Source organism: Streptomyces sp. NBC_01363 (assembly GCF_026340595.1).
GTDB lineage: Bacteria > Actinomycetota > Actinomycetes > Streptomycetales > Streptomycetaceae > Streptomyces.
This window is the reverse complement of record NZ_JAPEPF010000002.1, coordinates 1584565-1609277: the sequence shown is the minus strand read 5'-3', so window position 1 is coordinate 1609277 and position 24713 is coordinate 1584565. Positions and strand designations below refer to the sequence as shown.

General features: G+C 71.5%; 20 protein-coding genes. 9 read left to right on the top strand and 11 right to left on the bottom strand.

The annotated features are described in order from the left end of the window. Window positions 1-18: 18 nt before the first annotated feature. A complete protein-coding gene (locus tag OG611_RS35080) occupies window positions 19-1272 on the bottom strand; it encodes a cytochrome P450 (protein ID WP_266429554.1) in 1254 nt (417 codons plus the stop codon). Between the two features lie 80 nt (window positions 1273-1352). Here OG611_RS35080 and OG611_RS35075 point away from each other — a divergent pair, with 80 nt between their 5' ends. Beyond that, complete coding sequence (locus OG611_RS35075) at window positions 1353-2180, top strand: hypothetical protein (RefSeq protein WP_266429552.1); 828 nt, start codon at window positions 1353-1355, stop codon at window positions 2178-2180. Between the two features lie 58 nt (window positions 2181-2238). Next, window positions 2239-4314 carry an MDR family MFS transporter gene (locus tag OG611_RS35070; RefSeq protein WP_266429550.1) on the top strand — a complete coding sequence of 692 codons (2076 nt, stop codon included), beginning with the start codon at window positions 2239-2241 and terminating at the stop codon, window positions 4312-4314. A 26-nt stretch (window positions 4315-4340) separates the two neighbouring features. On the opposite strand, the gene OG611_RS35065 is transcribed toward OG611_RS35070, so the two are convergent. The 4 genes from OG611_RS35065 to OG611_RS35050 all read right to left on the bottom strand — a co-directional run bounded on the left by OG611_RS35065 (window position 4341) and on the right by OG611_RS35050 (window position 6896). Next, window positions 4341-4790 carry a YchJ family protein gene (locus OG611_RS35065; RefSeq protein ID WP_266429547.1) on the bottom strand — a complete coding sequence of 150 codons (450 nt, stop codon included), beginning with the start codon at window positions 4788-4790 and terminating at the stop codon, window positions 4341-4343. Window positions 4791-4878: 88 nt separating this feature from the next. Next, a complete protein-coding gene (locus OG611_RS35060) occupies window positions 4879-5688 on the bottom strand; it encodes an SAM-dependent methyltransferase (RefSeq protein WP_266429546.1) in 810 nt (269 codons plus the stop codon). Window positions 5689-5799: 111 nt separating this feature from the next. After that, entirely contained in the window at window positions 5800-6036 is a 237-nt protein-coding gene (locus tag OG611_RS35055) for a DUF397 domain-containing protein (RefSeq protein ID WP_072485026.1), read from the bottom strand. Further along, on the bottom strand, window positions 6036-6896 hold the full coding sequence (locus tag OG611_RS35050; RefSeq protein WP_266429542.1) for a helix-turn-helix transcriptional regulator: 861 nt from the start codon (window positions 6894-6896) through the stop codon (window positions 6036-6038). Before OG611_RS35050 ends, OG611_RS35055 begins: the two co-directional genes overlap by 1 nt. Window positions 6897-7103: 207 nt before the next feature. Here OG611_RS35050 and OG611_RS35045 point away from each other — a divergent pair, with 207 nt between their 5' ends. From OG611_RS35045 to OG611_RS35015, 7 genes are all read left to right on the top strand, one after another. Then, the gene (locus tag OG611_RS35045) at window positions 7104-7562 is read left to right on the top strand and encodes an ATP-binding protein (RefSeq protein WP_266429540.1); all 459 of its coding nucleotides are present in this window, start codon (window positions 7104-7106) and stop codon (window positions 7560-7562) included. Further along, window positions 7556-7999, top strand: coding sequence for a hypothetical protein (locus OG611_RS35040; RefSeq protein ID WP_266429539.1), 444 nt, complete (start codon window positions 7556-7558; stop codon window positions 7997-7999). The genes OG611_RS35045 and OG611_RS35040 overlap by 7 nt, the downstream gene beginning before the upstream one ends. Before the next feature lie 121 nt (window positions 8000-8120). Then, the gene (locus tag OG611_RS35035) at window positions 8121-11723 is read left to right on the top strand and encodes a WGR and DUF4132 domain-containing protein (RefSeq protein WP_266429537.1); all 3603 of its coding nucleotides are present in this window, start codon (window positions 8121-8123) and stop codon (window positions 11721-11723) included. Beyond that, window positions 11720-12856 carry an AAA family ATPase gene (locus OG611_RS35030; RefSeq protein WP_266429536.1) on the top strand — a complete coding sequence of 379 codons (1137 nt, stop codon included), beginning with the start codon at window positions 11720-11722 and terminating at the stop codon, window positions 12854-12856. The genes OG611_RS35035 and OG611_RS35030 overlap by 4 nt, the downstream gene beginning before the upstream one ends. Then, window positions 12856-15216, top strand: coding sequence for a DUF5682 family protein (locus tag OG611_RS35025; protein WP_266429534.1), 2361 nt, complete (start codon window positions 12856-12858; stop codon window positions 15214-15216). The genes OG611_RS35030 and OG611_RS35025 overlap by 1 nt, the downstream gene beginning before the upstream one ends. 53 nt (window positions 15217-15269) lie before the next feature. Further along, entirely contained in the window at window positions 15270-16406 is a 1137-nt protein-coding gene (locus tag OG611_RS35020) for a VWA domain-containing protein (protein ID WP_266429533.1), read from the top strand. Continuing rightward, entirely contained in the window at window positions 16403-18427 is a 2025-nt protein-coding gene (locus OG611_RS35015; protein ID WP_266429530.1) for a hypothetical protein, read from the top strand. The genes OG611_RS35020 and OG611_RS35015 overlap by 4 nt, the downstream gene beginning before the upstream one ends. 14 nt (window positions 18428-18441) lie before the next feature. Here the strand turns inward: OG611_RS35015 and OG611_RS35010 are convergent, their stop codons facing one another. From OG611_RS35010 to OG611_RS34985, 6 genes are all read right to left on the bottom strand, one after another. After that, window positions 18442-19788 carry a 6-phospho-beta-glucosidase gene (locus OG611_RS35010; protein ID WP_266429527.1) on the bottom strand — a complete coding sequence of 449 codons (1347 nt, stop codon included), beginning with the start codon at window positions 19786-19788 and terminating at the stop codon, window positions 18442-18444. 206 nt (window positions 19789-19994) lie between these two features. Further along, window positions 19995-21566, bottom strand: coding sequence for a cytochrome P450 (locus OG611_RS35005; RefSeq protein WP_266429524.1), 1572 nt, complete (start codon window positions 21564-21566; stop codon window positions 19995-19997). A gap of 70 nt (window positions 21567-21636) precedes the next feature. Next, window positions 21637-22251 (bottom strand): ATP/GTP-binding protein, encoded by a 615-nt coding sequence (locus tag OG611_RS35000; protein ID WP_266429522.1) that lies wholly within the window; start codon window positions 22249-22251, stop codon window positions 21637-21639. Then, window positions 22232-22603, bottom strand: a complete 372-nt coding sequence (locus OG611_RS34995; RefSeq protein ID WP_189539835.1) for a DUF742 domain-containing protein — start codon at window positions 22601-22603, stop codon at window positions 22232-22234. The genes OG611_RS35000 and OG611_RS34995 overlap by 20 nt, the downstream gene beginning before the upstream one ends. Next, window positions 22600-23007, bottom strand: coding sequence for a roadblock/LC7 domain-containing protein (locus OG611_RS34990; protein ID WP_093896207.1), 408 nt, complete (start codon window positions 23005-23007; stop codon window positions 22600-22602). Before OG611_RS34990 ends, OG611_RS34995 begins: the two co-directional genes overlap by 4 nt. After that, on the bottom strand, window positions 23004-24632 hold the full coding sequence (locus OG611_RS34985; protein ID WP_266429508.1) for a sensor histidine kinase KdpD: 1629 nt from the start codon (window positions 24630-24632) through the stop codon (window positions 23004-23006). Before OG611_RS34985 ends, OG611_RS34990 begins: the two co-directional genes overlap by 4 nt. Window positions 24633-24713: the final 81 nt, after the last annotated feature.

Here is a 24713-nt window from a genome sequence, read left to right as displayed (position 1 = left end):
CCCGCGGGTGCCCCGGTCTCAGCCGGCAACCGGGGTGAACCGCACCGGCAGCGAGCGTGGGCCCCGGGTGAAGACGCCGTGCTCGGTGGGGGTGAAGCCGTCCGCGAGCCGCAGATCGGGCATCGCGTCGAGCAGTTGGTTCACCCCCGTCTCCACCTCCGCCCTGGCCAGCAGCGCGCCCACGCAGAAGTGCCGACCGAGTGCGAACGCCAGGTGGTCGGCGGCCGCCGAGAAGGCGGTGGTGCTGGTCAGGTCGGAGCGGAAGATGTCGAACCGGTCGGGCGCCTCGTAGCGCGATTCGTCGCGGTTGGCGGAGCCGATCAGGCAGGTGACGGTGGCCCCGGCCGGGACCGTGCCGCCGCTCAGCTCCACCTCGCGCGCCGTCTGGCGCATGATCATGTGGACCGGCGGGGTGTGGCGCAGGGTCTCGGCGAAGGCCCGGTCGATGAGGGTGCGGTCCTCCCGTACCGCCGCGAGCTGTTCGGGGTGGGTGAGCAGATTGGCGAAGACGGAGGCGATGGCCTTGTCGGTGGTCTCACCGCCCGCGGCGAGCAGCAGACTGCAGAAGGCCTTGATGTCCTCGTCACTCATCCGCACCCCGTCGATCTCGGCGGCGCAGAGCGTGGAGAGCAGATCGTCGCCCGGCGCGTTCCGGCGCCGCCGGATCACCGGGATCATGTACTCGGCGAACTCCCGGCGGGTCCGCTCCCCGGCCGCCGCCACCTCCGGGTCGCCCGTCAGATTGCCGAGAAAGGCGATGACGGTGGTGTACCAGCCGTGGAAGCGCTCGTGGTCCGCCCTGTCCAGGCCGAGCATGTCGGCGATGACGAGGACCGGGAAGCGGGTCGCGAAGGCGTCGACGAGATCCGCCTCGCCGGTGTGCCGGAAGGCGTCGATCAGCTCGCGTGCGTTGCGCTCGATGAACGGCAGGAACTTCTCCTGGAGATCCGTGCCCCGGAAGGCGGGTGCGACCAGGGCCCGGCGGACGGCGTGCTCGCCTCCGCTGAGCTGGAGGATCGTCCTGCCGTGGACGGGTTCGATCTGCCAGTCGTAGTTGTCGGTGGTGAACTCCCCCGCCCGGTCCTTGAACACCCGCTCCACGTCCTCGTACCGGGAGATGATGTAACTGTTCGTGGCCTCGTGCCGGATCAGCGGTGCGCTCTCACGCATGATCCGGTACGCCCCGTAGGGATCGGCCGCGAAGGCGGGCGAGAGAATGTCGGGCAGCGACGGCGATTGCGATGCGACCGGCTCGTGCGGGTCAGGTGTCATGACGCTCCAGGGTCGTGAACGGGCAACGCCGTCAAGGTTATTGACCAGTTGCCCACCGACACACCCCTTGGAGGAACGCCATGCCCGCCCGCCCGCGACCGTCCGTCCTGTTCGTCACCGACCTCGCCTACGAGGCGCGCGGACGGCGCTACTGCGACGAGGACATCCATCTGACCTCGCGGCTGCGGGAGGAGTTCGACGTCGCGCTCTGCCACCCGCGGGACGCCGCCGCGCTGCTGGACGGCTTCGACACGGTCGTCATCCGCAACAGCGGTCCCGTGCTGCATTACCAGGAGGCGTACGACGCGTTCCGCGCACGGGCGCGGGAGCTGGGCACCCGCGTCTACAACCCGTTGCACGGCCGCGGGGACATGGCGGGCAAGCAGTACCTGGTCGATCTGAGCCGGGCCGGCCATCCGGTGATCCCCACGGTGGACCGGGCGGCCGATCTGGGATCGCTGCCGGACGCGGCGGAGTACGTGGTCAAGCCGAAGCTGGGGGCGGACTCGGCCGGGCTGCGGTTCGTGCGGGAGGCCGAGCTGCCGGAGAGCGAGGACGGCACCATGCTCGTCCAGCCCCGGATCGACTTCCGCCACGAGGTGTCCTTCTACTTCGTCGACCACGACTTCCAGTACGCGCTGTACGCGCCGGACCCGGAGCGGCGGTGGGTGCTGGAGCCGTACGCGCCGGACGCGGCGGATCTGGCGTTCGCCCGCGGCTTCGTGGAGTGGAACAGTCTCGATCACGGCATCCAGCGGGTCGACGCCTGCCGGACCGCGCAGGGCGAGCTGCTGCTCGTCGAGTTGGAGGACCTCAATCCGTATCTCTCGCTGGACCGGGTGGCGGAGCCCGTACGGGAGGCGTTCGTGACCCGGATGAAGGCTTCCGTGCGGGATCTGCTGGCCTGACGACACGTCCGGCCGTCCCCCACATGCGGGAAGCACGAGCCGGTGTGATGGTGCAAGCGTGACCACTGCCAGCGAGACCGCCCCCGCCGCGCAGAGTACCGCCGCGCCGCCCGTACTCGATCCGCGCCGCCGGAACATCGTCTTCGCGACGATCGTGCTGGGAATCCTGCTGGCCGCCCTTGACCAGACGATCGTCGGCACCGCGCTGCCGACGATCGTCTCGGATCTCGGCGGCGCCGCCCATATGTCCTGGGTGGTCACCGCGTATCTGCTCGCGGAGACGGTGGCGACGGTCCTGGTGGGCAAGTTCGGCGACCTGTTCGGCCGGAAGATCATCTTCCAGCTGTCCGCGATCATCTTCATCACCGGATCGTTCCTCTGCGGTCTCGCGACCAACATGACGCTGCTGATCGTCTGGCGCGGGTTGCAGGGCATCGGGGCCGGCGGACTGATGGTCACCTCGATGGCGCTGATCGCCGATGTGATCCCGTTGCGCGAGCGCGGCAAGTACCAGGGCGCGATCGGCGCGGTCTTCGGGGTGTCGACGGTGATCGGGCCGCTGCTCGGCGGGCTCTTCACCGACCATCTGAGCTGGCGGTGGGCGTTCTACGTCAATGTGCCGATCGCCATCGTGGTGGTCATCGCCGCGGCCCGGACGATCCCGTCCGTCAAGGCCGCCGGCCGGCCCGTCATCGACTATCTGGGCATCGCGATGGTCACGATCGGCGCGAGCGCGCTGATCCTGGCGACCAGCTGGGGCGGCAACGAGTACGCGTGGGGCTCGCCCGTCATCCTCGGTCTCTTCGCGGGCGGCCTCGTCGCACTGGCGCTCTTCTGCCTGGTGGAGTTCCGCGCGGCGGAGCCGATGCTGCCCATGCGGCTCTTCCGGAACCCGGTGTTCGCCGTCTGCTCGGTCCTGAGCTTCATCGTGGGCTTCGCGATGCTCGGCGCGATGATCTTCCTGCCGACGTATCTGCAGTACGTGGACGGGGACTCGGCGACCCTGTCGGGCGTACGGACGCTGCCGATGGTCCTCGGGCTGCTCGTCGCCTCGATCTTCAGCGGCAATGTGGTGTCCAGGACGGGCCAGTACCGGGTGTTCCCCATCGTGGGCTCACTGATCATGGCGGTGGGGCTGTATCTGCTCTCCCGGATGGGTCCCGGCACCGGGGTGTGGCTGGAGTCGCTGTACATGCTGGTGCTCGGGGTCGGTATCGGGCTGGCCATGCAGGTGCTGACGATCGCCGTGCAGAACACGGTCGACTACGCGGACCTGGGTACGGCGACGTCGGGTGTGACGTTCTTCCGTACGCTCGGCAGCTCCTTCGGCACGGCGGTCTTCGGCACGATCTACGCCAACGCCCTGAAGCCCAATCTGACCGACGGCGTCGCCGCGGCGGCGCGGGCCGGCGGCGACCCCGCGACGCTGGCGAAGGCGGCGCAGAGCCCGGCGGGGCTGCACGGACTTCCTCCCGCGCAGTCGGCGCCATTGGCCCAGGCGTACGCGGACACGCTGCACACCGTGTTCCTGTGGACGGTGCCGGTCGCGGTCCTGGGGTTCTTCGTGGCGCTCTTCCTGAAACAGGTGAAGCTGCGGGACACGGCTCGGGTCGGCTCCACGGACATGGGCGAGGGCTTCGCGCAGCCCGGCACCGGCGACTCGGCCAAGCTCCTCGAATTCGCGGTGGCCAAGATCCTGCGCGGAGTCGGTCCGGACACGGCCCGGCGGATCATCGCGGGCTCGGACACCCGGCTGGACATGGCGGGCGCCTGGGCGGTGATGCAGGTCGAGCTGTTCACGCGCATGGTGGGCCATGCGGGTCTGCGGCTGATCGCGACCCGGCACCGGCTGCCGCACGAGGTGCTGGTGCCGGTCTTCGACCGGATGGTCGAGGAGGGCTATCTCACCGGCGACGGTCATCTGTTCACCCACACCGCCGCCGGGAGCCGGGAGGCCGCGGCGATCACCGACGCATGGGCGCGATGGCTCAACGAGCGCCTGGACGAGCACGGAGCACGACCGGACGACCGGCAGCTGAGGGCGGCGGTGGACGTGATCGCCAAACGGCTGCTGGCGGAGGACCTGGCGCAGGAGCTGGCGCCGGACAAGGCCCTGGTGGGCACGGCGGGCTGAAGAAGGCCGACCGCCGCGCCCGCGCGTCAGTCGACGAAGACCGCGGCCGAGTACACCCAGGCGCCCTCATGACGGACGAAGCGGCTCTTCTCATGGAGCGAACCAGGCCGCCCGCTGTCCGTGTAGTGCGCACGGAAGGTGACCGTGCCCGTGGCGTGGAACGGGCTGCCGTCCGTCGTCTCCAGCACCTCCAGGCGCACCCATCGCATCGCGGGGTCGAAGTCGACGACGGGCGGCCGGGTGTCGGGGTGCCAGCTGCGCAGCAGGTACGCCTCGTCCCGGACGACGAAGGCGGCGTACCGGGAGCGCATCAGCGACTCGCAGGTCGGCGCGGCGGCGGTCCCGGCGTGCAGGCGGCCGCAGCACTGCGCGTAGGTGGCGGGCAGGCCGCACGGGCACGGCGATTCCGCGGTGATCGCGGGGGTCCGTGCTCCGGCGGTGGCGGTCCGCCCCGGTCGTGTGGTGCGTCGTGACATGTGTCCATTGTGACCCGCGGTGCGGCCGGACCGGGGCGCCGGGGTGCTGCCGCCGATCACCCGGCCGGCCGGTGACGGCGGGGCGCGGTCAGACCTTGCGGGCCACGCCCGCGTAGCCCGGGATCGGCTCGTCGCCGGGGACCTCGATGACCTCGCCGAGCTCCGGGTGCCAGTTCGCGGCGAGCGAGACCCCGGGCTCGACGAGTTCGAGTCCGTCGAAGAACGTGGTGACCTCGGCGTGGGAACGCAGGCGCAGCGTCATCCCCCGGGCCCGGTACATGGCGGAGGCCTGTGCCGCGCCCTCGGGGTCGAAGTCCCCGGTGGTGTGCGAGAGCACCAGGTAGCTGCCGGACGGGAGCCGCTCGACGAGCCGGTCGACGAGTTCGGCCGCGCCGTCCTCGTCGTCCAGGAAGTGCAGCAGGGCGAGCAGCGACAGGGCGATCGGCTTGCCGAAGTCGAGAATCTCGCCGGCCGCTTCGAGGATGGCTTCCGGCTTGCGGGCGTCGGCCTGGATGTACTCGGTGGCGCCCTGCGGGGTGGAGCGCAGCAGGGCCGCGGCGTGTGCGAGGACGATGGGGTCGTTGTCGCAGTAGACGATGCGGGCGTCCGGGGCGGTCCGCTGGGCGATCTGGTGGAGATTCGGCTCGGTCGGTATGCCGGTGCCGATGTCGAGGAACTGACTGATGCCGTTCTCGGCCAGCCATCGGGTGGCCCGGTGCATGAAGGCACGGTTCACCCGGGCCATGTCCCGCCCGCGCGCGTCGAGGGCGAGCAGCTGCCGGGCCATCTCTTCGTCGACCGGGTAGTTGTCCTTGCCACCGAGGAACCAGTCGTACATCCGGGCAGGATGGGGCTTGGTGGTGTCGATCTCGATGCCTTGGGGTTCGTGCCCGGTCATAGCGCGCTCCATGGGTCCATAGGTCGGCGAACAACAAGAGTGTGGGGCCGGGGCCGCTCCGGCGCTGCGGATTCGGGCAAGAAGGCCCCTCCCGGCGGGAGGGCCTCGACATCAGGTGAGCAGGAAGTCCGCCTGACCGGACTTGGCCCCCTGGATGAATGCCGCGATCTCACGGGGGGTGTAGATCAGGGCCGGGCCGTCGGGATCGGCGGACTGACGTACGGCGATTCTGCCGTCGGACAGCTTCATCGCCTCGACGCAATTGCCTCCGTTCCCACCGCTCCACGGCTTGTGCCAGCCCTCGGAGCCGAGTTCGGCGGCCGGCATGCCGTTGTATATGGGATCCATCACAGCTCCTTGCGGAAGTCCCGGAGGATTTCCTTCGTGCGTTGTGCAGTTGCGGCCTGAGCCGCCATGCGGTCCATGACTTCGAGGTAGGAGGCCACCTCGGGGCGCGCGTCGAAGTAGACGGCTCCGGTCAGGTACTCGCTGTAGACCATGTCGGGGAGTTCGGGGACACCGAAACGGAAGAGGACGAACGGGCCGTAGGTGCCCGGATGGTGTCCTGTGGAGAATTCCGCGATCTGCAGCGTCACATGCGGCATCTCGGTCGCTTCGAGCAGCTGGTCGATCTGCTCCCGCATGGCTTCGACGCTGCCGACGGGGCGGCGCAGGACCGTCTCGTCCATCACCACCCACAGCTTCGGGGCGTCCGGCCGGGTGAGCAGGGACTGGCGCTGCATCCGCAGCGCCACATGGCGCTCGATGTCCTCGGGTCTGGTCTGGCCGACGGCTCCGGTGCGCATCACCGAGCGCGCGTAGTCCTCGGTCTGCAGCAGTCCGGGGACGAAGTGCGGCTCGTACATGCGCAGGAGGCTCGCGGCGCCCTCCAGGCTGACGTACATGCTGAACCAGTCGGGCAGCACGTCGTGGAACCGCTGCCACCAGCCGGGTTTATTGGCCTCTTCGGCGAGCACCACGAAGGCTTCGGTCTCGTCGTCGGCGACCCCGTACGCCTTCAGCAGCATCTGCACATAGGGGATCTTGAGAGCGACCTCGGCGGTCTCCATCCTGCGTATCGTCGCAGGTGCGACCCGCAGCACCTTGGCAGCCTGGTCACGGCTCAGGCCGACGCGCTCCCGCAGATCCTGCAGGCGCTTGCCGAGAACGACCTGACCCACGGTCGGGGCGGACCGCGGTTCGCTCACTTCAGACCTCCCCATGCGCTGTTTGCGAGCAGTGTGCCATGCGTGGGCCGACCAGAACACAGCCACTCTGAAAATTTCAGAGTGCCCCTTGCCAAGTGTTCACGACAGGGGGAGAGTTGGTGAGTGAACCAGTTCACGAAGTCTCGCCCGCCCTCATTCACGTGGGAATGCGGAGCGTGACGCAGCCCCCACTGTGAGGAATCGGTTGTGGCACCTGGCAGTGCGCTCATCCCCCGGCTCATGGATCTCAGTCCCGGGACGGAGGCGCTCCGGTACTGCTTCGCCCTGCCCGCGCACCCCGAGTCCGTGGCCGGTGCGCGGAGACTGACCCGGGCCCGGCTCGACAAGTGGCAGCTCGACGCGGACGCCCATGACTCGGCGCTCCTGATCGTTTCGGAACTGGTCACCAACGCGGTGGTGCACACCATGAGCTCTCGCGTCGTGTGCGAGCTGCGCCGCCTCGACAGACGGCTGCGCATAGCCGTGCAGGACCAAGGACACCAGCCCGGCGGGCCGCAACTGCGGCGGACCACCGACGACGAGCACGGACGCGGCCTGCTGCTCGTCGACGCGATGTGCAGTTCCTGGGGTTCCCGCGACGCGGGCAACGGCTCGGGCCGCATCGTCTGGGCGGAACTGCCGCACGGCTCGGAGCACCCATGCTGAAGAACGCCATGTCCCATCTGCTCGGCACGCGACGCACCCGTGAGCCCCGACCGCCCGCCGGCACGGCGGGCACGGTGCGGTTGCCGCTGCCGCCCGCACTGTCGGCGAGCCTGGGCTGCGACGCGGTGGGGGTACCGGCCCGGTACGGCTTCCGGCTGATGTCCCATCTGCCGCGCACCGGCTGCGTCTTCGCGGACGCCGACCGCTGGTGGTGGATCGTGCCCTCGGGCTCCGACCTCGATCTGGACTGGCCCCCGCAGGCGGCCTACGCGAAGGGGGCGTTCGTCCCCGCGGTCCGGCCCCGGCTGATCCACCAGCCGGACAACCGCACGCCGTACACCCCGCCGATCCCGCTCTTCCTGATGGTGTGTCAGGTCACCGGTGTGACGCCGTCGTGGGCGCCGTCCGGCGGCGCGCGGGCCGTATCCGCCCCCTGACCTGCTGATTCACCCGCCGGACACCCCGGTCACGCTGCGTTGTCAGTGGCCCGTTCTACTGTGGCACAACTGATCGAAAAGCCCGCGGCGGAGCGGGCTGCGGGCGGGAAGGGGCGGAGCTGTGCGCCGCTGGGAATATGTCGAGGGCACTGCGTCGAAGTTCTGGGAGACCGAGGCCGAGGGCGCCGTGGTGACGGTGCGCTACGGGCGGTGCGGAAGCGACGGACGTACGCAGACCAAGGAGTACGCGTCGGCCGAGGCCGCGACTGCACAGGTCGTCAGAACGATCGCGGAGAAGGAGAAGAAGGGGTACCGAGAGGTCGGCGCGTCGGCTTCGGCCCCGGCTGCTCCCGCTGCGACGGCGCCCGCGACCGCCCCCGATGAGGTTACGGACGAAGGCGCGCCCGTTCTCCCCGACGAGGACACCTTCACCCTGCCCGCCAGCTGGAAGCGGGTGCTCCACCCTCGGCGCGGCGGAGTGCGCCGCGGGCCGGTCAAGGTGCGGCGGGAGGCGTTCGACACGATCGAGGCCAGGCTCGCGGAGAATGCCGCCTGGATCCAGGAGTTCGCGGACTCGCCGCGTTCGGACGCCGCGGTGGCCCAGTCGCTGCGCGCACACCTCGGCACAGACCCCTCACCGGTCGGTGCGGCCGCGCTGACCGCGATCGTCGATGCTCCGGGGTGGGCGGACTTCTGGTCCGAGCGCTACGGCCTGCCGTTCGCCGCACGGACCGCGACCGAGGTGTTCTCGGTCGACGCCGACTGGCAGCAGAGCGGCCTCAAGCGGGGCGCGCCCCGGCTGTTGGCACTCCCGGCCCCCCGCCACGCGTACTGGTCCTGGCATCACCGGGCACCGATCGACCGGGTCCGCGCGCTGCTCGCCGCGGCCGACGAAGAGACCTACCGGGCCGCGGTCGAGGCACTGGCCGAGTGCCGCACCGACACCCTGCGCAAGATCATCGTCTCCTACCTGGTGCCGAGCGAGACCGACTGGGTGGACGAGCTCTGCGCGGATCCCGCGGTGAGCGCGGAGCAGGACCGCACCCTGCGTGCCATGGTGTTCAGCTCGTTGTACTCGGCCGACCAGCTGGCGCTGCTTCCCTACCGCCCCGATTTCACCCTCGGTGTCGCGGTCATCGCCACGGTGGCGGAGGGCATCGGACCGGCCGTCTCCCAGTCGCTGGCCGACACGCTCGACGGCAACCACTACTACTCGGACAACGTGAAGCTCGCCGCCGACGCCCTGGCCGAGCTGCCCACCGACGAGGCCTTTCTCGGCCTGCTGGCGCATGCGGACTCCAAGCATGTCCGCCCCTCGCTCCTGGAAGCGATGCGCCGCTATCCGGTGCGTGCGGTGCGCCTGCTGGCCGCCGAGGCGGGCGGCCGTTCGGCTGCGGCGTCCCGGTCGTTGCAGCTGCTCCGGAGTCATGTCGGTGCCCACCGTGAGCTGCTGACGCCGGTGCTCGACGGTCTCGGCCCCGAGGTCGTGGAGATCGTCGACCCGCTGCTCAATCCGGCGGACCTGATCGCCGACGCGCCGGCGGACGCCCTGCCGGCCGTGCTGACGGCTCCGCCGTGGTCCCGGCCCCGCACCACCGTCAAGGCCAAGGCCGTGACGGGGCTGACCGCGGTGTCCGAGCCCTCCCTGGAGTGGCTGCCCGAGGAACAGGCGGCCTGGGCGGCCACCTCCTCCTGGTACACCACCAAGCGGAACAACGGCGACTTGAACGAGCACATCGACGTCCTGCGCCACGGCGCGGCCTCGGAAGGGCTGCGTCCTGCGTGGGTGTTCGTCCACGGCGACGAGGAAGTGGTCGCCCCGCTGCTCGCCTCCTGGGACCCGACCGACCTGTGGGACGGCGAGGACACGCTCAAGCCGATCGCGGCACGCTTCGGCCTGGCCGCGCTGCCGTTGCTGTTGCGCGTCGTGCCCCGGCAGCCGGGGTCGCTCGCCCCACTGCTGCTCCCGTACGTCGATGTGGACGTCGCCCGGTCCATGGCGAACTGGGCGGTCCGGCTCAAGTCCACTGCGACGACCGCCCGTTCCTGGTTCGCCCGGCACGGCGTCGCGGCCGCGCCGCTCCTGGTGCCGGACTCCGTGGGCAAGGTGGGCGCCGCGCGGCGCTCCGCCGAGCAGGCGCTGACGCTGATCGCCACGGTGCACGGCGACGACGTGGTGCGCGAGGCCGCCCGGACGTACGGCGCGGAGGCGGCGGCCTCGGTGGACGGGTTGCTGGCCGCGGACCCGCTGGAGCGGGCGCTGCCCGCCAAGATGCCGGTACTGCCGGGGTGGGCGGAGCCCTCGGTGCTGCCGCAGATCGTGGTCCGGTCCGGCGGCGCGCTGCCGGTGGCGGCGACGCGCCACACCCTCATGATGCTGGCGCTGTCGAAGCCCGGTGAGGTGTATCCGGGAATCGCCTCGCTGACCGAAACGGCCACTGCCGATTCGCTCGCCGAGTTCGCCTGGGCCCTGTTCGAGCAGTGGCGGCTGGCGAACATGCCCGCGAAGGAGTCGTGGGCCCTGCACGCGCTGGCGCTGCTGGGTGACGACGAGACGGTCCGCCGGATCACGCCTGTCCTCCGTTCCTGGCCCGGTGAGGGGGCACACCACCGGGCCGTGGAAGGACTCGACGTGCTGGCGTCCATCGGCAGCGATGTGGCGCTCCTGCATCTGCACGGCATCTCGCAGCGGGTCAAGTTCAAGGCGCTCAAGGTGCGGGCCCAGGAGAAGATCTCCGAGGTCGCCGCAGGGCTGGGGCTGACCGGCGAGCAGCTCTCCGACCGTCTGGTTCCGGACTTCGGCCTGGACACGGACGGCTCGACCGTCGTCGACTACGGCACCCGTTCGTTCACGGTCGGCTTCGACGAGCAGCTGCGGCCGTACGTGCTGGACGGTGACGGCAAGCGCCTCAAGGACCTCCCGAAGCCGGGCGTCCGGGACGACGCGGAGCTCGCCCCCTCGGAACGCAAGCGGTTCATGGCGCTCAAGAAGGACGTCCGGACGATCGCCTCGGACCAGGTGAGGCGTCTGGAGGCCGCGATGGTGACCGGACGGTCCTGGACCGCCCAGGAGTTCACGGAGCTGTTCGTCGGTCATCCGCTGCTCTGGCACCTGGTGCGCCGGCTGGTCTGGCTGAGCGAGACGGACGGTGCGGCGCGCACCGCGTTCCGGGTCGCGGAGGACCGTACGTTCGCCGACGCCGAGGACGATGTCTTCGACCTGCCGGACGACGCGACCGTGCGGCTCGCGCACCCGCTGCACCTCGACGACGAACTGACCGCCTGGTCCGAGGTGTTCGCCGACTACGAGATCCTGCAGCCGTTCCCGCAGCTCGGGCGCACCGTGCTCGCGCTGCCCGAGGAGGAGTCCGCCGGATACCGGCTGGCCCGGTTCGAGGGCCTCAAGGTGCCGATCGGGAAGGTGCTCGGGCTGGAACGGCGCGGCTGGCGGCGCGGGACGCCGCAGGATGCCGGGGTGGAGCGCTGGATCTCCAAGCGGCTTGGCGACGACTGCTATCTCGTGATCGCACTGGACCCCGGCATCGCGGTCGGTGTGGTCGACATGTTCCCCGAGCAGACCCTGGAAACGGTCTGGCTCGACGACCGGCCCGATGATCACTGGACGCGTCGCAGCCACTCGCTCCGCTTCGCCGGGATGGATGCGGTGACCGTGTCCGAGCTCCTCGTCGACCTGGCCGAACTCACCGAGGGCGTCGCATCGTGACCAAGAGGGACGAGACCCGTACCGAGGCATCGGACGACGGCGCTGCACCGGTGCAGCGGCCCCCGGCCGAGGTGCGGTACGCCGAGGAGCTGGCGGCACTGCGGGCGGAGGACCGTGATCCGCGTCCGCCCGGCTGGGAGCTGAGCCTGCGTGCGGCGCGCCGGTTCGTCATCGGTGACGCGGAGACGGGCATCGGCCGGAAGTTCGTCGGCAACCCTTCACTGGTGGACCGGGCTCTGGTGACGCTCGCGACGAGCCGTGGGCTGATGCTGGTCGGAGAGCCGGGCACCGCCAAGTCGCTGCTCTCCGAACTGATCGCGGCCGCGGTCAGCGGGGACTCGACGCTCACGGTGCAGGGTGGTGCGGCCACCACCGAGGACCAGATCAAGTACGGCTGGAACTACGCGCTGCTGGTTGCCGAGGGGCCCTCCACCCGGTCGCTCGTCCCGGCCCCGATGCTGCGCGGCATGGCGGAGGGCAGGCTCGTCCGGTTCGAGGAGATCACCCGCTGTCCGCTGGAGGTGCAGGACTCGCTGCTGTCGCTGCTCTCCGAGCGGGTGGTGGCCATCCCCGAGCTGACCGGGCCCGACGGCATGGTCTTCGCCCGGCAGGGCTTCAATGTCATCGCCACGGCCAACACCCGGGACCGGGGCGTCAACGAGATGAGCGCGGCGCTCAAGCGGCGGTTCAACTTCGAGACGGTCTTCCCGATCCCCGACCTGGACACCGAACTGGCCCTGGTGGAGGCCGAGGTGACGACGCTGCTGCGGCGCTCCGGGGTGGAGCCGCCGCCGGACCGGGATGTGCTGGAGGTCCTGGTCGGTACGTTCCGGGAGCTGCGCGCGGGGGCCGGTGAGAAGGGCGGGGCCGGCACCGGAGCGGACCGCCCCTCGGCGGTGATGAGTACGGCGGAGGCCGTGTCCGTCGCCCATGCGGTGGGGGTGCGCGGCTGGTTCCTGCGCGGCGAGCCGGGCAGTGCCGCCGATGTGGTGGCGTGTCTGGCGGGTACGGCGGCGAAGGACAGCCCGGAGGACCTGGCCCGGTTGCGACGCTTTCTGGAGCAGCAGGTGCCGCGCCGTCGCGGCCCGCACTGGAAGGCCCTGCACGACGCACGCCATCTGCTGGCCGACTGATGTCCGCGGTGTTCCTGGGGGTGCGTCACCACTCCCCCGCCTGCGCACGGCTGGTCGAGCGGACCATCGAAGAGCTGCGGCCCGCCCAGGTGCTGGTCGAGGGTCCTGCCGAGATGAACGGACGGCTGGACGAACTGCTGCTCGGGCACGAGCTGCCGGTCGCGGTGTTCAGCCACTACCGGGACGGGCAGCGGGCCGCGACCTCCTGGGCCCCCCTGTGCGACTACTCACCGGAGTGGGTCGCGCTGCGGGCGGGGCGGGTGGCCGGGGCGGAAGTCCGCTTCATCGATCTGCCGGCCTGGCATCCGGCGTTCGCCGAGCGCGCCAACCGCTATGCCGACGCGGAGGCCCGCTACGAGGAGGCGACGGAGCGGCTGTGCCGGCATTTCGCAGTGGACTCCTCCGACGCCCTGTGGGACCGCCTGTTCGAGGTCGAGCCGGACGACGGTCTCGCCGAGCGGCTCGATGCCTACTTCGAGCTGGTCCGCGGTGACGCGGAGGCCGACGCGGGCGACCGGGCGCGGGAGTCGTACATGGCCGCGTGGGTACGCGCGGCGGTGGACGCCGCCGGGGACCGGCCGGTTCTGGTGGTGACCGGTGGCTTCCACCGGCCCGCGCTCCGTGCGCTCACCGGATCCGGTGAGCGGGGCGGCGCGGACGGCGACGGCTGGGAGCGGGGCGCGGACGGGTGGCCTCTGGTGCCCGCCCCGCCGGACGGCGCCCTGGCCGGGAGTTTCCTCGTGCCGTACTCCTTCCGGCAGTTGGACGCGTTCGCCGGGTACCAGTCGGGGATGCCGTCGCCCGGCTACTACCAGCAGGTGTGGGAGACGGGCCCCGAGGCCGCGGCGGACGGCTTGCTGCGGATGGTCGTCGAGCGGCTGCGGGCGCGGAAGTTCCCGGTGTCCACCGCCGATCTGATCGCCGCCCGGAGTCTGGCCCAGGGGCTCACGGCGCTGCGCGGCCATCCGCGCCCCGCCAGGATCGATGTGCTGGACGGCCTGGCGGGCGCCCTGATCACGGACGACCTGGACCGCCCGCTGCCGTGGACGGGCCGGGGCACGCTGGCGGCGGGTGCCCATCCCGCGGTCGTCGAGATGGTCGCGGCCTGTGGTGGCGACCGCACCGGGCGGCTCCATCCCGGCACTCCGGCGCCGCCCCTGGTGCACGACGTCGCGGCGCAGTTGGCCGGGCTGGCGCTGGACGGCGGCCCGGAGGCCACGTACCGCCTCGATCTCACGGACGCCGCCGACCTGGAACGCAGCCGGGTGCTCCACCGGCTGCGGGTGCTGGGGATTCCCGGCCGGGCACGGACCGCCGGTCCCGCGCACGGCGTGGACCCGGTGTTCACCGAACGCTGGGAGACGCAGCCCGCCGTGGGGCGGGAGGCCGCGCTGGTGGAGGCGGGGGCGTACGGAGCGACTCTGGCCGAGGCGGCGGCCGTCGCGCTCACCGAACGGACGCGGGCTGCCGCGGCGGAGGCCGATCGTCTGGCGGGGGCACTGTTCGACGCCGTGCTCTGCGGGATGGACGGCTTCTCGGACCAGTTGCTCCGCGAACTCTCCTCCTGTGTGGGCGAGTTGAGCATGCCCGGCCCGCTCGGTGACGTACTTGCCACGGCTCTCGGGCTGTGGCGGCACGACCGGGTGTTCGGCATGGCGCGCGGTCCGCTGCTCAGCACCGTGATCGACGGGGCGACGGAGCGGCTGCTGTGGCTCCTGGAGGGTGCGCGTGGCTCGTCGGGCGTGGACTTCTCCCGGCTTCGGGCCGTGGTCGCGGTGCGCGACACGGTGCTGCACGCACCGGAGTTGCTCTCCGTCACCCGGGAGACCGCGGCCGCCATCGCCTGGCGGATCGCCGGCGATCCCGAGGCGCCGATCGATCTGCGCGGGGCCGCGTTCGGGCTGCACAGCGCCCTCGGGCAGGTCCCGGGCACGGCCGGGGATCCGGCCGAGGCGGTGCGTACGGTGGCGAGGGCCGGCACGGATGTGCTCGGCGACTGGCTGGCCGGGCTGTTCGCGCTCGCCCGCGACGAGGTGACGGGCGCGGTGGGGAACGACGGCGGCAACGGGACCGGCGGCGGGGCCGAGTCGCTGATCGATGTGCTGGACGGACTGGTCCGTGCGCTGCCCGACGACGAGTTCCTGTCCGGGCTGCCCGCGCTGCGTCAGGCCTTCGCGTTCTTCCCGCCGCGCGAACGGGACCGGATCGCCGGCCGTCTGCTGGAACGGCGCGGGGTGCGCGGCTCGTCGCGTTCCCTGCTGCGGACCACCGCGGACCCCCTGCTGATCGCCCGCGCCCGCGCTCTGGAGGAGTCCGTGTCCCGACTGCTCGCCCGCTACGAACTGGAAGCCACCCCATGACCACGCCCGAACAAGCACCCGGCCGGGCACCCGTGCCCGAGGAAGGTCCCGGTATGTCTCCCGACGCGGGGCTGGAGCGCTGGCGGCTGGTCCTCGGCTCCGCCGCCGAACGGCACACCGGACCGCTGGGGCCGGGCAACGCCGGACGGGACGCCGCCCTCGACTGGCTCTACGGCCGCGACCCGGACCTCGCCCGACGGGGGGTGCGCCGTTCCGGTGCCGCCCCTCGGGAGGGCGGCGACGGCCCGTCCGCGGTGACCGCGATCGACTGGCTCGACGACATCCACCGGCTCTTCCCGAAGGAGACCATCGAGCGCCTGGAGCGGGACGCCGTCGAGAAGTACGGGATCCAGGAGATCGTCACCGACCCCGCGGTGCTGGAGCGGGTCGAGCCGAGCCAGACCCTGCTGCGTGCCGTGCTGCGCACCAAGCATCTGATGAACCCGCAGGTGCTGCGGCTGGCCCGGCGCATCGTCGAGTCGGTGGTGAAGCAGCTCCTGGCCAGGCTCCAGCCGGAGATCCGCCGGGCGTTCCACGGCACCCGCTCCCGCAGGCCGAGCCGGGTCGCTCTGGCGAGGGACTTCGACTTCCGGCAGACGGTGAAGGCCAATCTCGCCCACTACCAGCCGGCCGAGCGGCGCCTTCTCATCGAGCGCGCCCACTTCCACTCCCGTACCCGGCGCCATGTGACGCAGTGGCAGCTGATCCTGCTGGTCGACCAGTCGGGCTCGATGGCCGGATCGGTCATCCACTCCGCGGTGACCGCCGCGTGTCTGTGGGGCCTGCCCGGCCTCAAGACGCACCTGGTCGCCTTCGACACCCAGGTGGTGGACCTGACCTCCGACGTGACCGATCCGGTGGAGCTGCTGATGCGGGTCCAGCTGGGCGGCGGCACCGACATCGCACGGGCCGTGGAGTACGGCGCGGGCCTCGTGGAGAACCCGCGGCGCGCGATCGTCGCGCTGGTCACCGACTTCTACGAGGGCGGTGACCCCTACCGGCTGGTGCGGGCGGTGCGGAGGCTGGCGGAGCAGGGCTCGACCGTGCTGGGACTGGCCGCGCTCGACGAGAACGCCGATCCGGATTACGACCGTCCGACGGCCGGGAAGCTCGCCGCGGCCGGGGCGCACGTCGGGGCGATGACACCGGGCCGTCTCGCCGAGTTCGTCGCCGAGAGGCTGGGCCGATGACCGAACCGGGAACCGGCGCCGCCGTGCGCCCCGATCTGCTCGCCCTCACTCCGGAGACACTCGCGGCACTGGCCAACCGCGGCCTGGTCAAACGCGCCACGAAGGAGCTGGACGCGGGGACGGTGCCCGCTCTCACGACCGATCCGGACACCACGGTGCGCGCCCGGTTCGACGACGGCACCACCACGGCGCTGCCGCCCGGCACCGGTCTGGACGAGGGCAGCTGCAGCTGCGCCGCACCGGGCGTGTGCCGCCATCTCATCGCCCTGGTGCTGGCCCATCAGCGCACCGCCGAGGCCGATCCGGACAGCGCCCCCGCCACGTTCGCCGCCTGGTCCCCCGGCAGCGCCGACGACGCGGCTCTCACCGAGGCCGTCGGCACCCGCCCGGTCACCGCGGCCCGACGCACCTTCGAGCGGGGCTATGCCGCCGTCGTGCACCGCCCGTCCCCCGATCACCCCGAGCCCCGGGTCGAGCTCCCCACCTGCACGGTGCGTTTCCCGGTACCCGACGAGATCGCGTACGCGTTGACGGACGCGACCGCCGCACTGCGCGGCGAGATGGTGGCGCTCGCGGTGTGGGCGTTCCGCGCCGCCGACGCCGCGGGCACCGACGAGCGTTCCGTGCCCGTGCAGGTCGGTGGCCGCGCCACCGCACCGGCCACGGCCCTGTCCGTGCTGGACGCGGCCGTCGGGCCGGCGGACGAACTGCTGGCCGAGGGCGTGGCCCATGTCGGCGCCGTGCACGGCGGAGCCCTGGCGCGTGCCGGTGCCGCGCTGACCGCCGCATCGATGCACTGGCCCGCGGGTGCGCTCGCCGAGTTGACGGACCAGCTCACGGCGTACGCCGACCGCAACGCCCAGTACCGCCCGGAGTCGGTCGCCGCCCTGCTCACCGAATTGCACGCCCGGCGGCGGGCCGCCGCGCACCCCGGCGTGCTCGGCACCCGCGAGGCCGGGGACACCCCGCTGCGCCGGGTCCGGCTCGTCTCGCTCGGCTGCCGCGTGCACGGCAGCGCGCAGTCCCTGGTCTCCGAGGTGTACTTCGCCCATCCCGGCGCGGGCACCGTCCTCGTACTGCGCAAGACCTGGACGGCCCCCGAGGGCAAGGAGCTCTCCGCCCATCAGCTGTCCACCCGTCGTGTCCTCGCCACCCCGCTGGGCTCGCTGGCCGGTGGAAGCCTGGTCAGCGAGAGCGTCCGGCGCACTCCGAGCCGCGCGCTGACGATCGCCCGGGGCCGGCTCGGTACGACGACCATCACCCCGGTCGGCGGCGCCTGGACGGAGCTTCCCGAACCGCTGCTCGTACGGGACCTGGCCGCCCTGACGGCAGGCTGGGACGGCAGGCCGCCCCGGCTGATCCGGCCGCGGGTCGAGGCGGAGGCGGTCCATGTCGTCGCGCTGTCGGAGGTGGAGAGCGTCGGTTACGACCCCGCCGAGCAACGCCTGGAAGCCGTTGTGCGCGATGCCGCGGGGACCCGGGCGCTGGTGGCGTCGGAGTACCGGCCGGAGTGCCCGGGTGCGCTGGACGCCCTGGCCGACGCGCTGGAGAGCGGCGCCACACACATCAGCGGTTCGCTGCACCGGTCCGGCGGCGGAGTCCGGATCGATCCACTCGGGGTGCTCACCCCGGCGGGGACGGTCGTGCCCGATCTCGCCCCGGGTGACGGCTCCACGGCGCTGGCAGCGGTGGGGCGACGGCCGTCCGATCCGCTGACAGCGGCGCTGGACGAGGCGATATCCGCCATGTCGGCGGTGCCGCACAGCGGGCTGCGTCATCTGAACGTCCCCGCCCGCGCCCGGATCGACGAAGCGGCGACCGCGCTGTCCCGCACCGGCCTGACGCGTGCCGCGGCGCTGCTGCGCGCCTTCGTCGCGACACTGGACGACGGGGCCGGGCCGAACGAGGGGGCTCTCGCCAGCCGTTCCGGGGCGTGGCTGGACGCCCAGCTCCACCTCCTGGTCAGCAGCGAACTCCGCTCCTCCGGGACGGCTTCCGGAACGGCTTCCGGAACGGGCTGAAGACCCCGGTCCCTCTACGGCCGGTTCAGGTAGGCGAGGCCGGGGTGGACCTTGGTGTACCCGTCGACGAGGCGCCGGGCCACGGTCACCGAGTCGACCAGCGGGTGCAGCGCGAAGGCCTTCACGGCAGCGGTGCGGGAGCCGCTCTCCGCAGCGTCCAGTACCGCGCGCTCGACGGCCTTGACCGCGGTGACCAGCCCTACGGCGTGGTACGGAAGCGGGTCGGCGGCGACGGGATGGGCGCCGTTGGCGTCGACCAGGCACGGCGCCTCGATGACGGCGTCCGCGTCGAGCACCGAAAGCGTGGTGCGGTTGCGGACGTTGAGGATGAGCGAGGTCCGTTCGTTGCGGGCGACGGCCCGCATGAGGGCGAGCGCCACCTTCTCGTAGCCGCCGGACTCCAGATCGCTCTCGGCCCGCTCGCCGACCCCGGCGACCTCCCTGTTCTCCGACATGTAGGTGGCTTCGCGCTCGGCGCGAGTACGGTCCCAGGCGGACAGGGCGGGGGTGGCCGGGTCCTTCATCCGGGCGTAGAAGCCTTCCTGCTGCTCGCGGAGGAAGGCGCCGCGGGTCTGCTCGGCGTCCTGGTAGGCGCGTACCGCTTCCCGGTTGAAGTAGTAGTAGTGCAGGTATTCGTTGGGGACGGCGCCCAGCGAGCGCAGCCAGTCGGTGCCGAAGAGCCGGCCCTCCTCGAAGGAGCCGAGGAGCTCCGGGTCCGCGAACAGCCTCGGGAGTTCGTCCCGGCCGTCGACGTGCAGTCCGCGGACCCAGCCAAGATGGTTGAGCCCGACGTAGTCGATCCGGGCCCGGTCGGGGTCGGCGCCGAGTACCCGGGCGATGCGGCGGCCGAGGCCCACCGGGGAGTCGCAGATGCCGATGACCCGGTCGCCCAGATGCCGGGACATGGCCTCGGTGACCAGGCCGGCCGGGTTGGTGAAGTTGATGACCCATGCCTCGGGCGCGAGCCGCGCGATGCGCCGTGCGAGGTCCACGGCCACCGGCACGGTGCGCAGGCCGTACGCGATGCCGCCCGCGCCGACCGTCTCCTGGCCGAGTACGCCTTCGTCGAGGGCCACCCGTTCGTCGGCCGCCCGGCCTTCGAGGCCGCCGACACGGATCGCCGAGAAGACGAAGTCGGCGCCGCGCAGTGCTTCGTCGAGTTCGGTGGTGGCGGTGACGGTGGGCGCGTCCGGGACACCGGCGGCCTGTTCTCCGAGCACCCGGGCCACGGCGGTGAGCCGGTCCGCGTCGGTGTCGTGGAGGGTGACCGCCGATACGCGGCCTTCGGCGTGGTCGGCGAGCAGCGCCCCGTACACGAGAGGAACCCGGAATCCGCCGCCGCCCAGAATTGTCAGCTTCACGCTTCCGCATGGTACGGGGGCCGGACCGGACCGGGGTCGAGCGACTCCGTACGGCAGCTCTCACCTGGCGGTCGAGGACGCCACCGGGTCGGTCACCCGAGGACGGGGGCCCGAGGACGGCGCCCGGCCCGGCGGCCGAGGACCCTAGGGTCCTCGGCCGCCGGGCCGGGTGCCGGTCATGCCTTCGCCCCGAGGGGCATGTCGGGTCAGCTGCCGCTCCACCAGCGCGAAACGGAGCGCCACAGCCTCACCGGTGCGGATTCGCCGCGCTGCTGCGGGATCCGGCCGACGGCGGACGGTTCGGAGGCCGTGTTCCCCGATTCGTCGACGGCCGTGACCGCGGCCGTGGCAGTGGCCGTGACCGTCGCACCCGTGGGCGCGGCGGCCGGGGCGCGACCGGGTGTGGGGGCGGTGTGCCGGACCGTCGACTGCACCTCCCAGTCCTGGCTCTGCGGGTTGGGCCTCCCCATGGACGGCGGTTCCTTGTCGTCCTGCGGCGGGCGCGCGGCGAAGTCCGCCGGAAGCTCGACCAGGTGCCGGCCCATGATGTTCCCGATCCAGCTCAGCTCGCTCTCCTCGACGGCGAGTTCGAGGTCGGGCAGCCGCATCAGCAGGGCGTCGACACCGACGTCCGCGACGGCTCGTCCGATGTCCTGCCCGGGGCATTCATGCGGGCCGCCGCTGAACGCGAGATGGGCGCGGTTGCCCGCCATGTCGGCGCCCAGATCGGGCCGGACCACCGGGTCGGTGTTGGCCGGCGCGATACCGACGATCAATGCGTCGCCCGCCTTGATCTGCTTGCCGCCGAGCTCGGTGTCACCGACCGCCCAGCGGCCGAAGACCGCGGTGAACGGCGGCTCGTCCCACAGCGTCTGCTCGACCGCCTCGGGCACCGTCATGTGACCACCGCTGAGCCTGGCCCGGAATCGCGGGTCGGTGAGCACCATGCGCAGGACGTTGGCGATCAGGTTGGCGGTCGCCTCGTAGGAGGCGATGAGGACCAGCCGGAGATGCTCGCTGACCTCCTGGTCGTTCAGCCCTGCGGGGTGCTCGACGAGCCAGGTGGCGAAGTCGTCCGCGGGCGCGCGCCGGCGGCGCTGGACGAGCCGGGTCAGCGCGTCGAGAACATAGGCGTTGCTCGCGACGGCGGTCGCCGTGCCCCGGGTCATGTCGCGGGCGGCCTGGACCATCCGGTCGTTGTACTCCTCGGGCATGCCGATGATCGCGCACATCACCATCATCGGCAGCCGCTCGGCGAACTGGCTGACCAGGTCGACACGGCCCTGCTGGCAGAAGTCGTTGACGAGCCGGTTGCTGTAGCGGTTGACGTGACGGCGGACGCCGCGGGTGTCGATCCGGCCCATGCTGTCGGTGACCGCGCCGCGCAGGCGTTCATGGGTGGCGCCGTCGGCGAACACGCACACGGGCTGCCAGGTGAAGATCGGGGCCAGCGGGTGGTCCGGGGCGACGCTGCCGTCCTGCAGGGCCCGCCACCGCCGGGAGTCGCGGGAGAACTGCGAGGGCGTACGCGTCATGTGCAGGTTCTCGCTGTGCCCGAGGACCAGCCAGGCGGGTACGTCTCCGTGCAGCAGCACGGGAGCCACGGTGCCGTGTTCGGCGCGCAGTTTGTCGTAGAGCCCGTGGGGGTCCCGCTCGGCCTCCGGGCCGTAGAACCGGCGCAGTCCGCCGGGGCCGACGCCGAGACCGTGGGCCGGGCACTCGGGGGGCGGAACCGGCCCCTGGGCCGCTCCGGGCTCGTAGTGGAATGGGGTTGTCACGATCGCTCCAGGGATCAGGCTTCCAAGTACCGGACGATGGGGGATGCGCGCGGGGGGGTTGGTACTGCGGTCAGGCGAGCGGGAGGGCCAGAGTGTGCAGATAACGCATCAGGGTCATCAGCACGTCGCGGCTGGAACCGCGCAGTCGGGCGTCGCAGTCGATCATCGGGACCTCTTCGGGAAGGTCCAGGGCGCTCCGCAGCGCCTCCACGGGATGTTTCGGGGCGTCGGGGAAGGTGTTGATGGCGACGACGAACGGCACGCCGCGCTCCTCCAGCCTCCCGATGACGTCGAAGCTGACTTCGAGCCGCCGGGTGTCGATGAGGACCACCGCGCCGAGGGCACCTTCGAACAGGCCGTTCCACAGGAACCAGAACCGTTCCTGGCCCGGGGTGCCGAACAGATAGAGGATCAGCTCCTCACTGATGGAGATCCGGCCGAAGTCCATGGCGACGGTGGTGGCGGTCTTGCTCTCCACCCCGAAGTTGTCGTCCACGCCGACACCGGCCTGGGTCATGGTCTCCTCGGTGGTCAGCGGCCGGATCTCGCTGACGGAACCGACCATGGTCGTCTTGCCGACCCCGAACCCGCCGACGATCACGACCTTCACCGCGGCTGTCGCCGTGGTGGGAAGGACGTCCTCGCGCCGGGGGCCGGTGATCGTGTCAGAGCTTCTGAAGTCCATGCATCACCGCTTCGAGAAGGGACCTGTCCGGGAGGGTGGCGCGGACGATGGGTGCGCGCGATTCGATGAGTCCGGCAGCGAGGAGTTCGGTGAGGAGCGAGGTCACCACGCTGAAGGGCAGACCCAGGTACGCCGAGATCTCGGCGACGGATAACGGTGCCTGGCAGAGCCGCAGGATCACGGCCTGCTCGGGCTGGACCGTCGGCGTCGGCTGTGCCTGCGCGACGATCATCGTGACCAGATCTAGCTGTGCCCGCTCGCTGCCGTCGGGATCGCCGGTGATCACGTACAGCCGTTCCGGGTCGCTCAGTGCCGGATCGGCCGTTCGGCGTTCTCTTCGGGGAGAGTTCATCCGGCCTGCCCGTCGTGGCGCGGCGGACTCGTCAGGTGGGCACCGATCCTGACGACCATGTCGCGCATCCGCGATCCGACGAGTCCCGCATCGACCGTCTCACCGGCCAGGACGGCGAGGTACGCGCCCGTTCCGGCGGCCATCAGGTAGAAGAAGCCACCGGTCACTTCGATGACGACCAGTCGCATGAGACCGTCGCTGTACGGGATTTCGGAGGCGACGGCGGCGGCCAGGCTCTGCAGTCCGGCACAGGCCGCCGCGAGGCGGTCGGCGACGTCGGGGTCGCCGCCGTGCCGGGCGATACGCAGACCGTCGGCGGAGAGCACCACGATCTGGTGGATGTCCGGTACGTCGTCGGCCAGTTCCTTGAGCATCCAGTCCATGTTTCCCCGCTGCTGGATCACTTCAGGTCTCCCTTGTCCCACGCATCGTCAGAGTCTTCGTCGGTCTTCGGGTCCTGCGGCACGCCGTTGACCGCGTTGGTGAAGGCCTCCAGCCAGAGCCCGGGGGGCTGCTCCTTGCCGCCGGAGCCGCCGGGTCCGTGGCCGTGGCCGTTCGTGTGGCCGTTGGTGTAGCCGTTGCGCTGGCCTGCGGTGGGGTCGACGGGCTGGGCCGGGAGGTTGTGCGAGCCCAGGGGTGCCCGGCCGCGACTGCGGCGTTGCGGGAGCCCGCCCGCGGTCCACTCGGTCACCACGGGGACGTCGTCCTCCATGGCGGCCGCGGGAACGACCGGCCGGGTGACCGGCGCGACCGGCCCGGTGGCGGGTCGCTGGGCCACGGGGGTACGGGGCTTGCGGCGGGCCGGCACGACGTGCTTCATCGCCTCCTGGTCGATGTCGCTGGTGGGCCTCGACGTGGCGCCGATGCCGTGGGCGATACCGGGAGCGGGTCCGGTGGTGATCATCGCGCGGGGCACGATGAGCACGGCGCGGACACCGCCGTACGCGGACTGCCGCAGCGAGACCTGGAGGTCGTACATCCGCGAGAGCCGGCCGACGACGGCCATGCCGAGCCGCGGGGACTCGCCGAGGTCGTTCATGTTGGAGCCGGCCTGGGCCCTGGCGAGCATGTTCTCGGCCCGCGAGCGGGCCTCCTCACTGAGCGAGACACCGCCGTCCTCGATCTCGATGGCGATGCCGGTCTGCACCTCGACGGCGGTGACGTGCACCCGGGTCTGCGGGGGCGAGTAGCGGGTGGCGTTGTCCAGGAGTTCGGCGCAGGCGTGGATGAGCGGCTCGACGGCGGTGCCGATGATGGCGACCTTGGCGATCGAGTGCAGATCGACGCGGGGGTATTCCAGGATCCGCGACATGGCGCCGCGCAACACGCTGAACAGCGGTACGGGCTTGGGCCACTGGCGGCTGGGCCGGGCGCCGCCGAGTACCGCGATGGAGTCGGCGAGGCGGCCGATCAGCGCGGTGCCGTGGTCGATGCGGAGCAGGTCGTCGAAGACGTCGGGGTTGCGCCCGTGGTGCTCCTCCATCTCGCGCAGTTCGCTCGCCTGGCGGTGGACGATCGCCTGGACGCGCCGGGCGACGTTGACGAAGGCGCGCTGCGCGGAGTCGCGCATCGCCTCTTCGTTGTCGATGATGTTCAGCACCGTGTAGACGAGGGTGCGTTGGGCGTCCGGCAGGTCGCGGTACAACTCGTCCGCGTCGACGACGTCGCGGAGCACCTCCTCGGGCGAATTGCCCACGCGCAGCCGGTGGATGGCGGCGGGCAGGAGTTCCTTGCTGATCCGCACGGTCTCGTCGTCGTGGGTGGCGATGCGCCGCTCCAGATCGGCGAAACGCCGTTCGTACACCGCGCGCTGAGCACGCAGATCGCGCGCCCGGCGGGCGAGTTGGACGCTCAACGCGACGGCCACGACAGTGGCGACGGTGCCGCACCACATGACTGGTATCCGCGCGGCCTCGGAAACCAGTGCCACCGCGGCGGCGGTGGCGCCGCCCATCAGGAGCACGGGCAGCAACACGGCACGAGCGACTGGGATTTCTCGGTCGATCGGCGGTGATTCAACACGAACCATCTAAGACCTCTGGCGGTTGATTCTGGACGTATGCACGCTTACAGGACAGTCGTGAACAAGCGCTCGAATTCATATCAACTC

Excerpts from the sequence above, each read along its gene's own strand:
- OG611_RS35080 (WP_266429554.1), bottom strand. The coding sequence starts at position 1,272 with ATGACACCTGACCCGCACGAGCCGGTCGCATCGCAATCGCCGTCGCTG.
- OG611_RS35075 (WP_266429552.1), top strand. The coding sequence starts at position 1,353 with ATGCCCGCCCGCCCGCGACCGTCCGTCCTGTTCGTCACCGACCTCGCC.
- OG611_RS35065 (WP_266429547.1), bottom strand. The coding sequence starts at position 4,790 with ATGTCACGACGCACCACACGACCGGGGCGGACCGCCACCGCCGGAGCA.
- OG611_RS35060 (WP_266429546.1), bottom strand. The coding sequence starts at position 5,688 with ATGACCGGGCACGAACCCCAAGGCATCGAGATCGACACCACCAAGCCC.
- OG611_RS35055 (WP_072485026.1), bottom strand. The coding sequence starts at position 6,036 with ATGGATCCCATATACAACGGCATGCCGGCCGCCGAACTCGGCTCCGAG.
- OG611_RS35040 (WP_266429539.1), top strand. The coding sequence starts at position 7,556 with ATGCTGAAGAACGCCATGTCCCATCTGCTCGGCACGCGACGCACCCGT.
- OG611_RS35025 (WP_266429534.1), top strand. The coding sequence starts at position 12,856 with ATGTCCGCGGTGTTCCTGGGGGTGCGTCACCACTCCCCCGCCTGCGCA.
- OG611_RS35020 (WP_266429533.1), top strand. The coding sequence starts at position 15,270 with ATGTCTCCCGACGCGGGGCTGGAGCGCTGGCGGCTGGTCCTCGGCTCC.
- OG611_RS35015 (WP_266429530.1), top strand. The coding sequence starts at position 16,403 with ATGACCGAACCGGGAACCGGCGCCGCCGTGCGCCCCGATCTGCTCGCC.
- OG611_RS35000 (WP_266429522.1), bottom strand. The coding sequence starts at position 22,251 with ATGGACTTCAGAAGCTCTGACACGATCACCGGCCCCCGGCGCGAGGAC.
- OG611_RS34995 (WP_189539835.1), bottom strand. The coding sequence starts at position 22,603 with ATGAACTCTCCCCGAAGAGAACGCCGAACGGCCGATCCGGCACTGAGC.
- OG611_RS34985 (WP_266429508.1), bottom strand. The coding sequence starts at position 24,632 with ATGGTTCGTGTTGAATCACCGCCGATCGACCGAGAAATCCCAGTCGCT.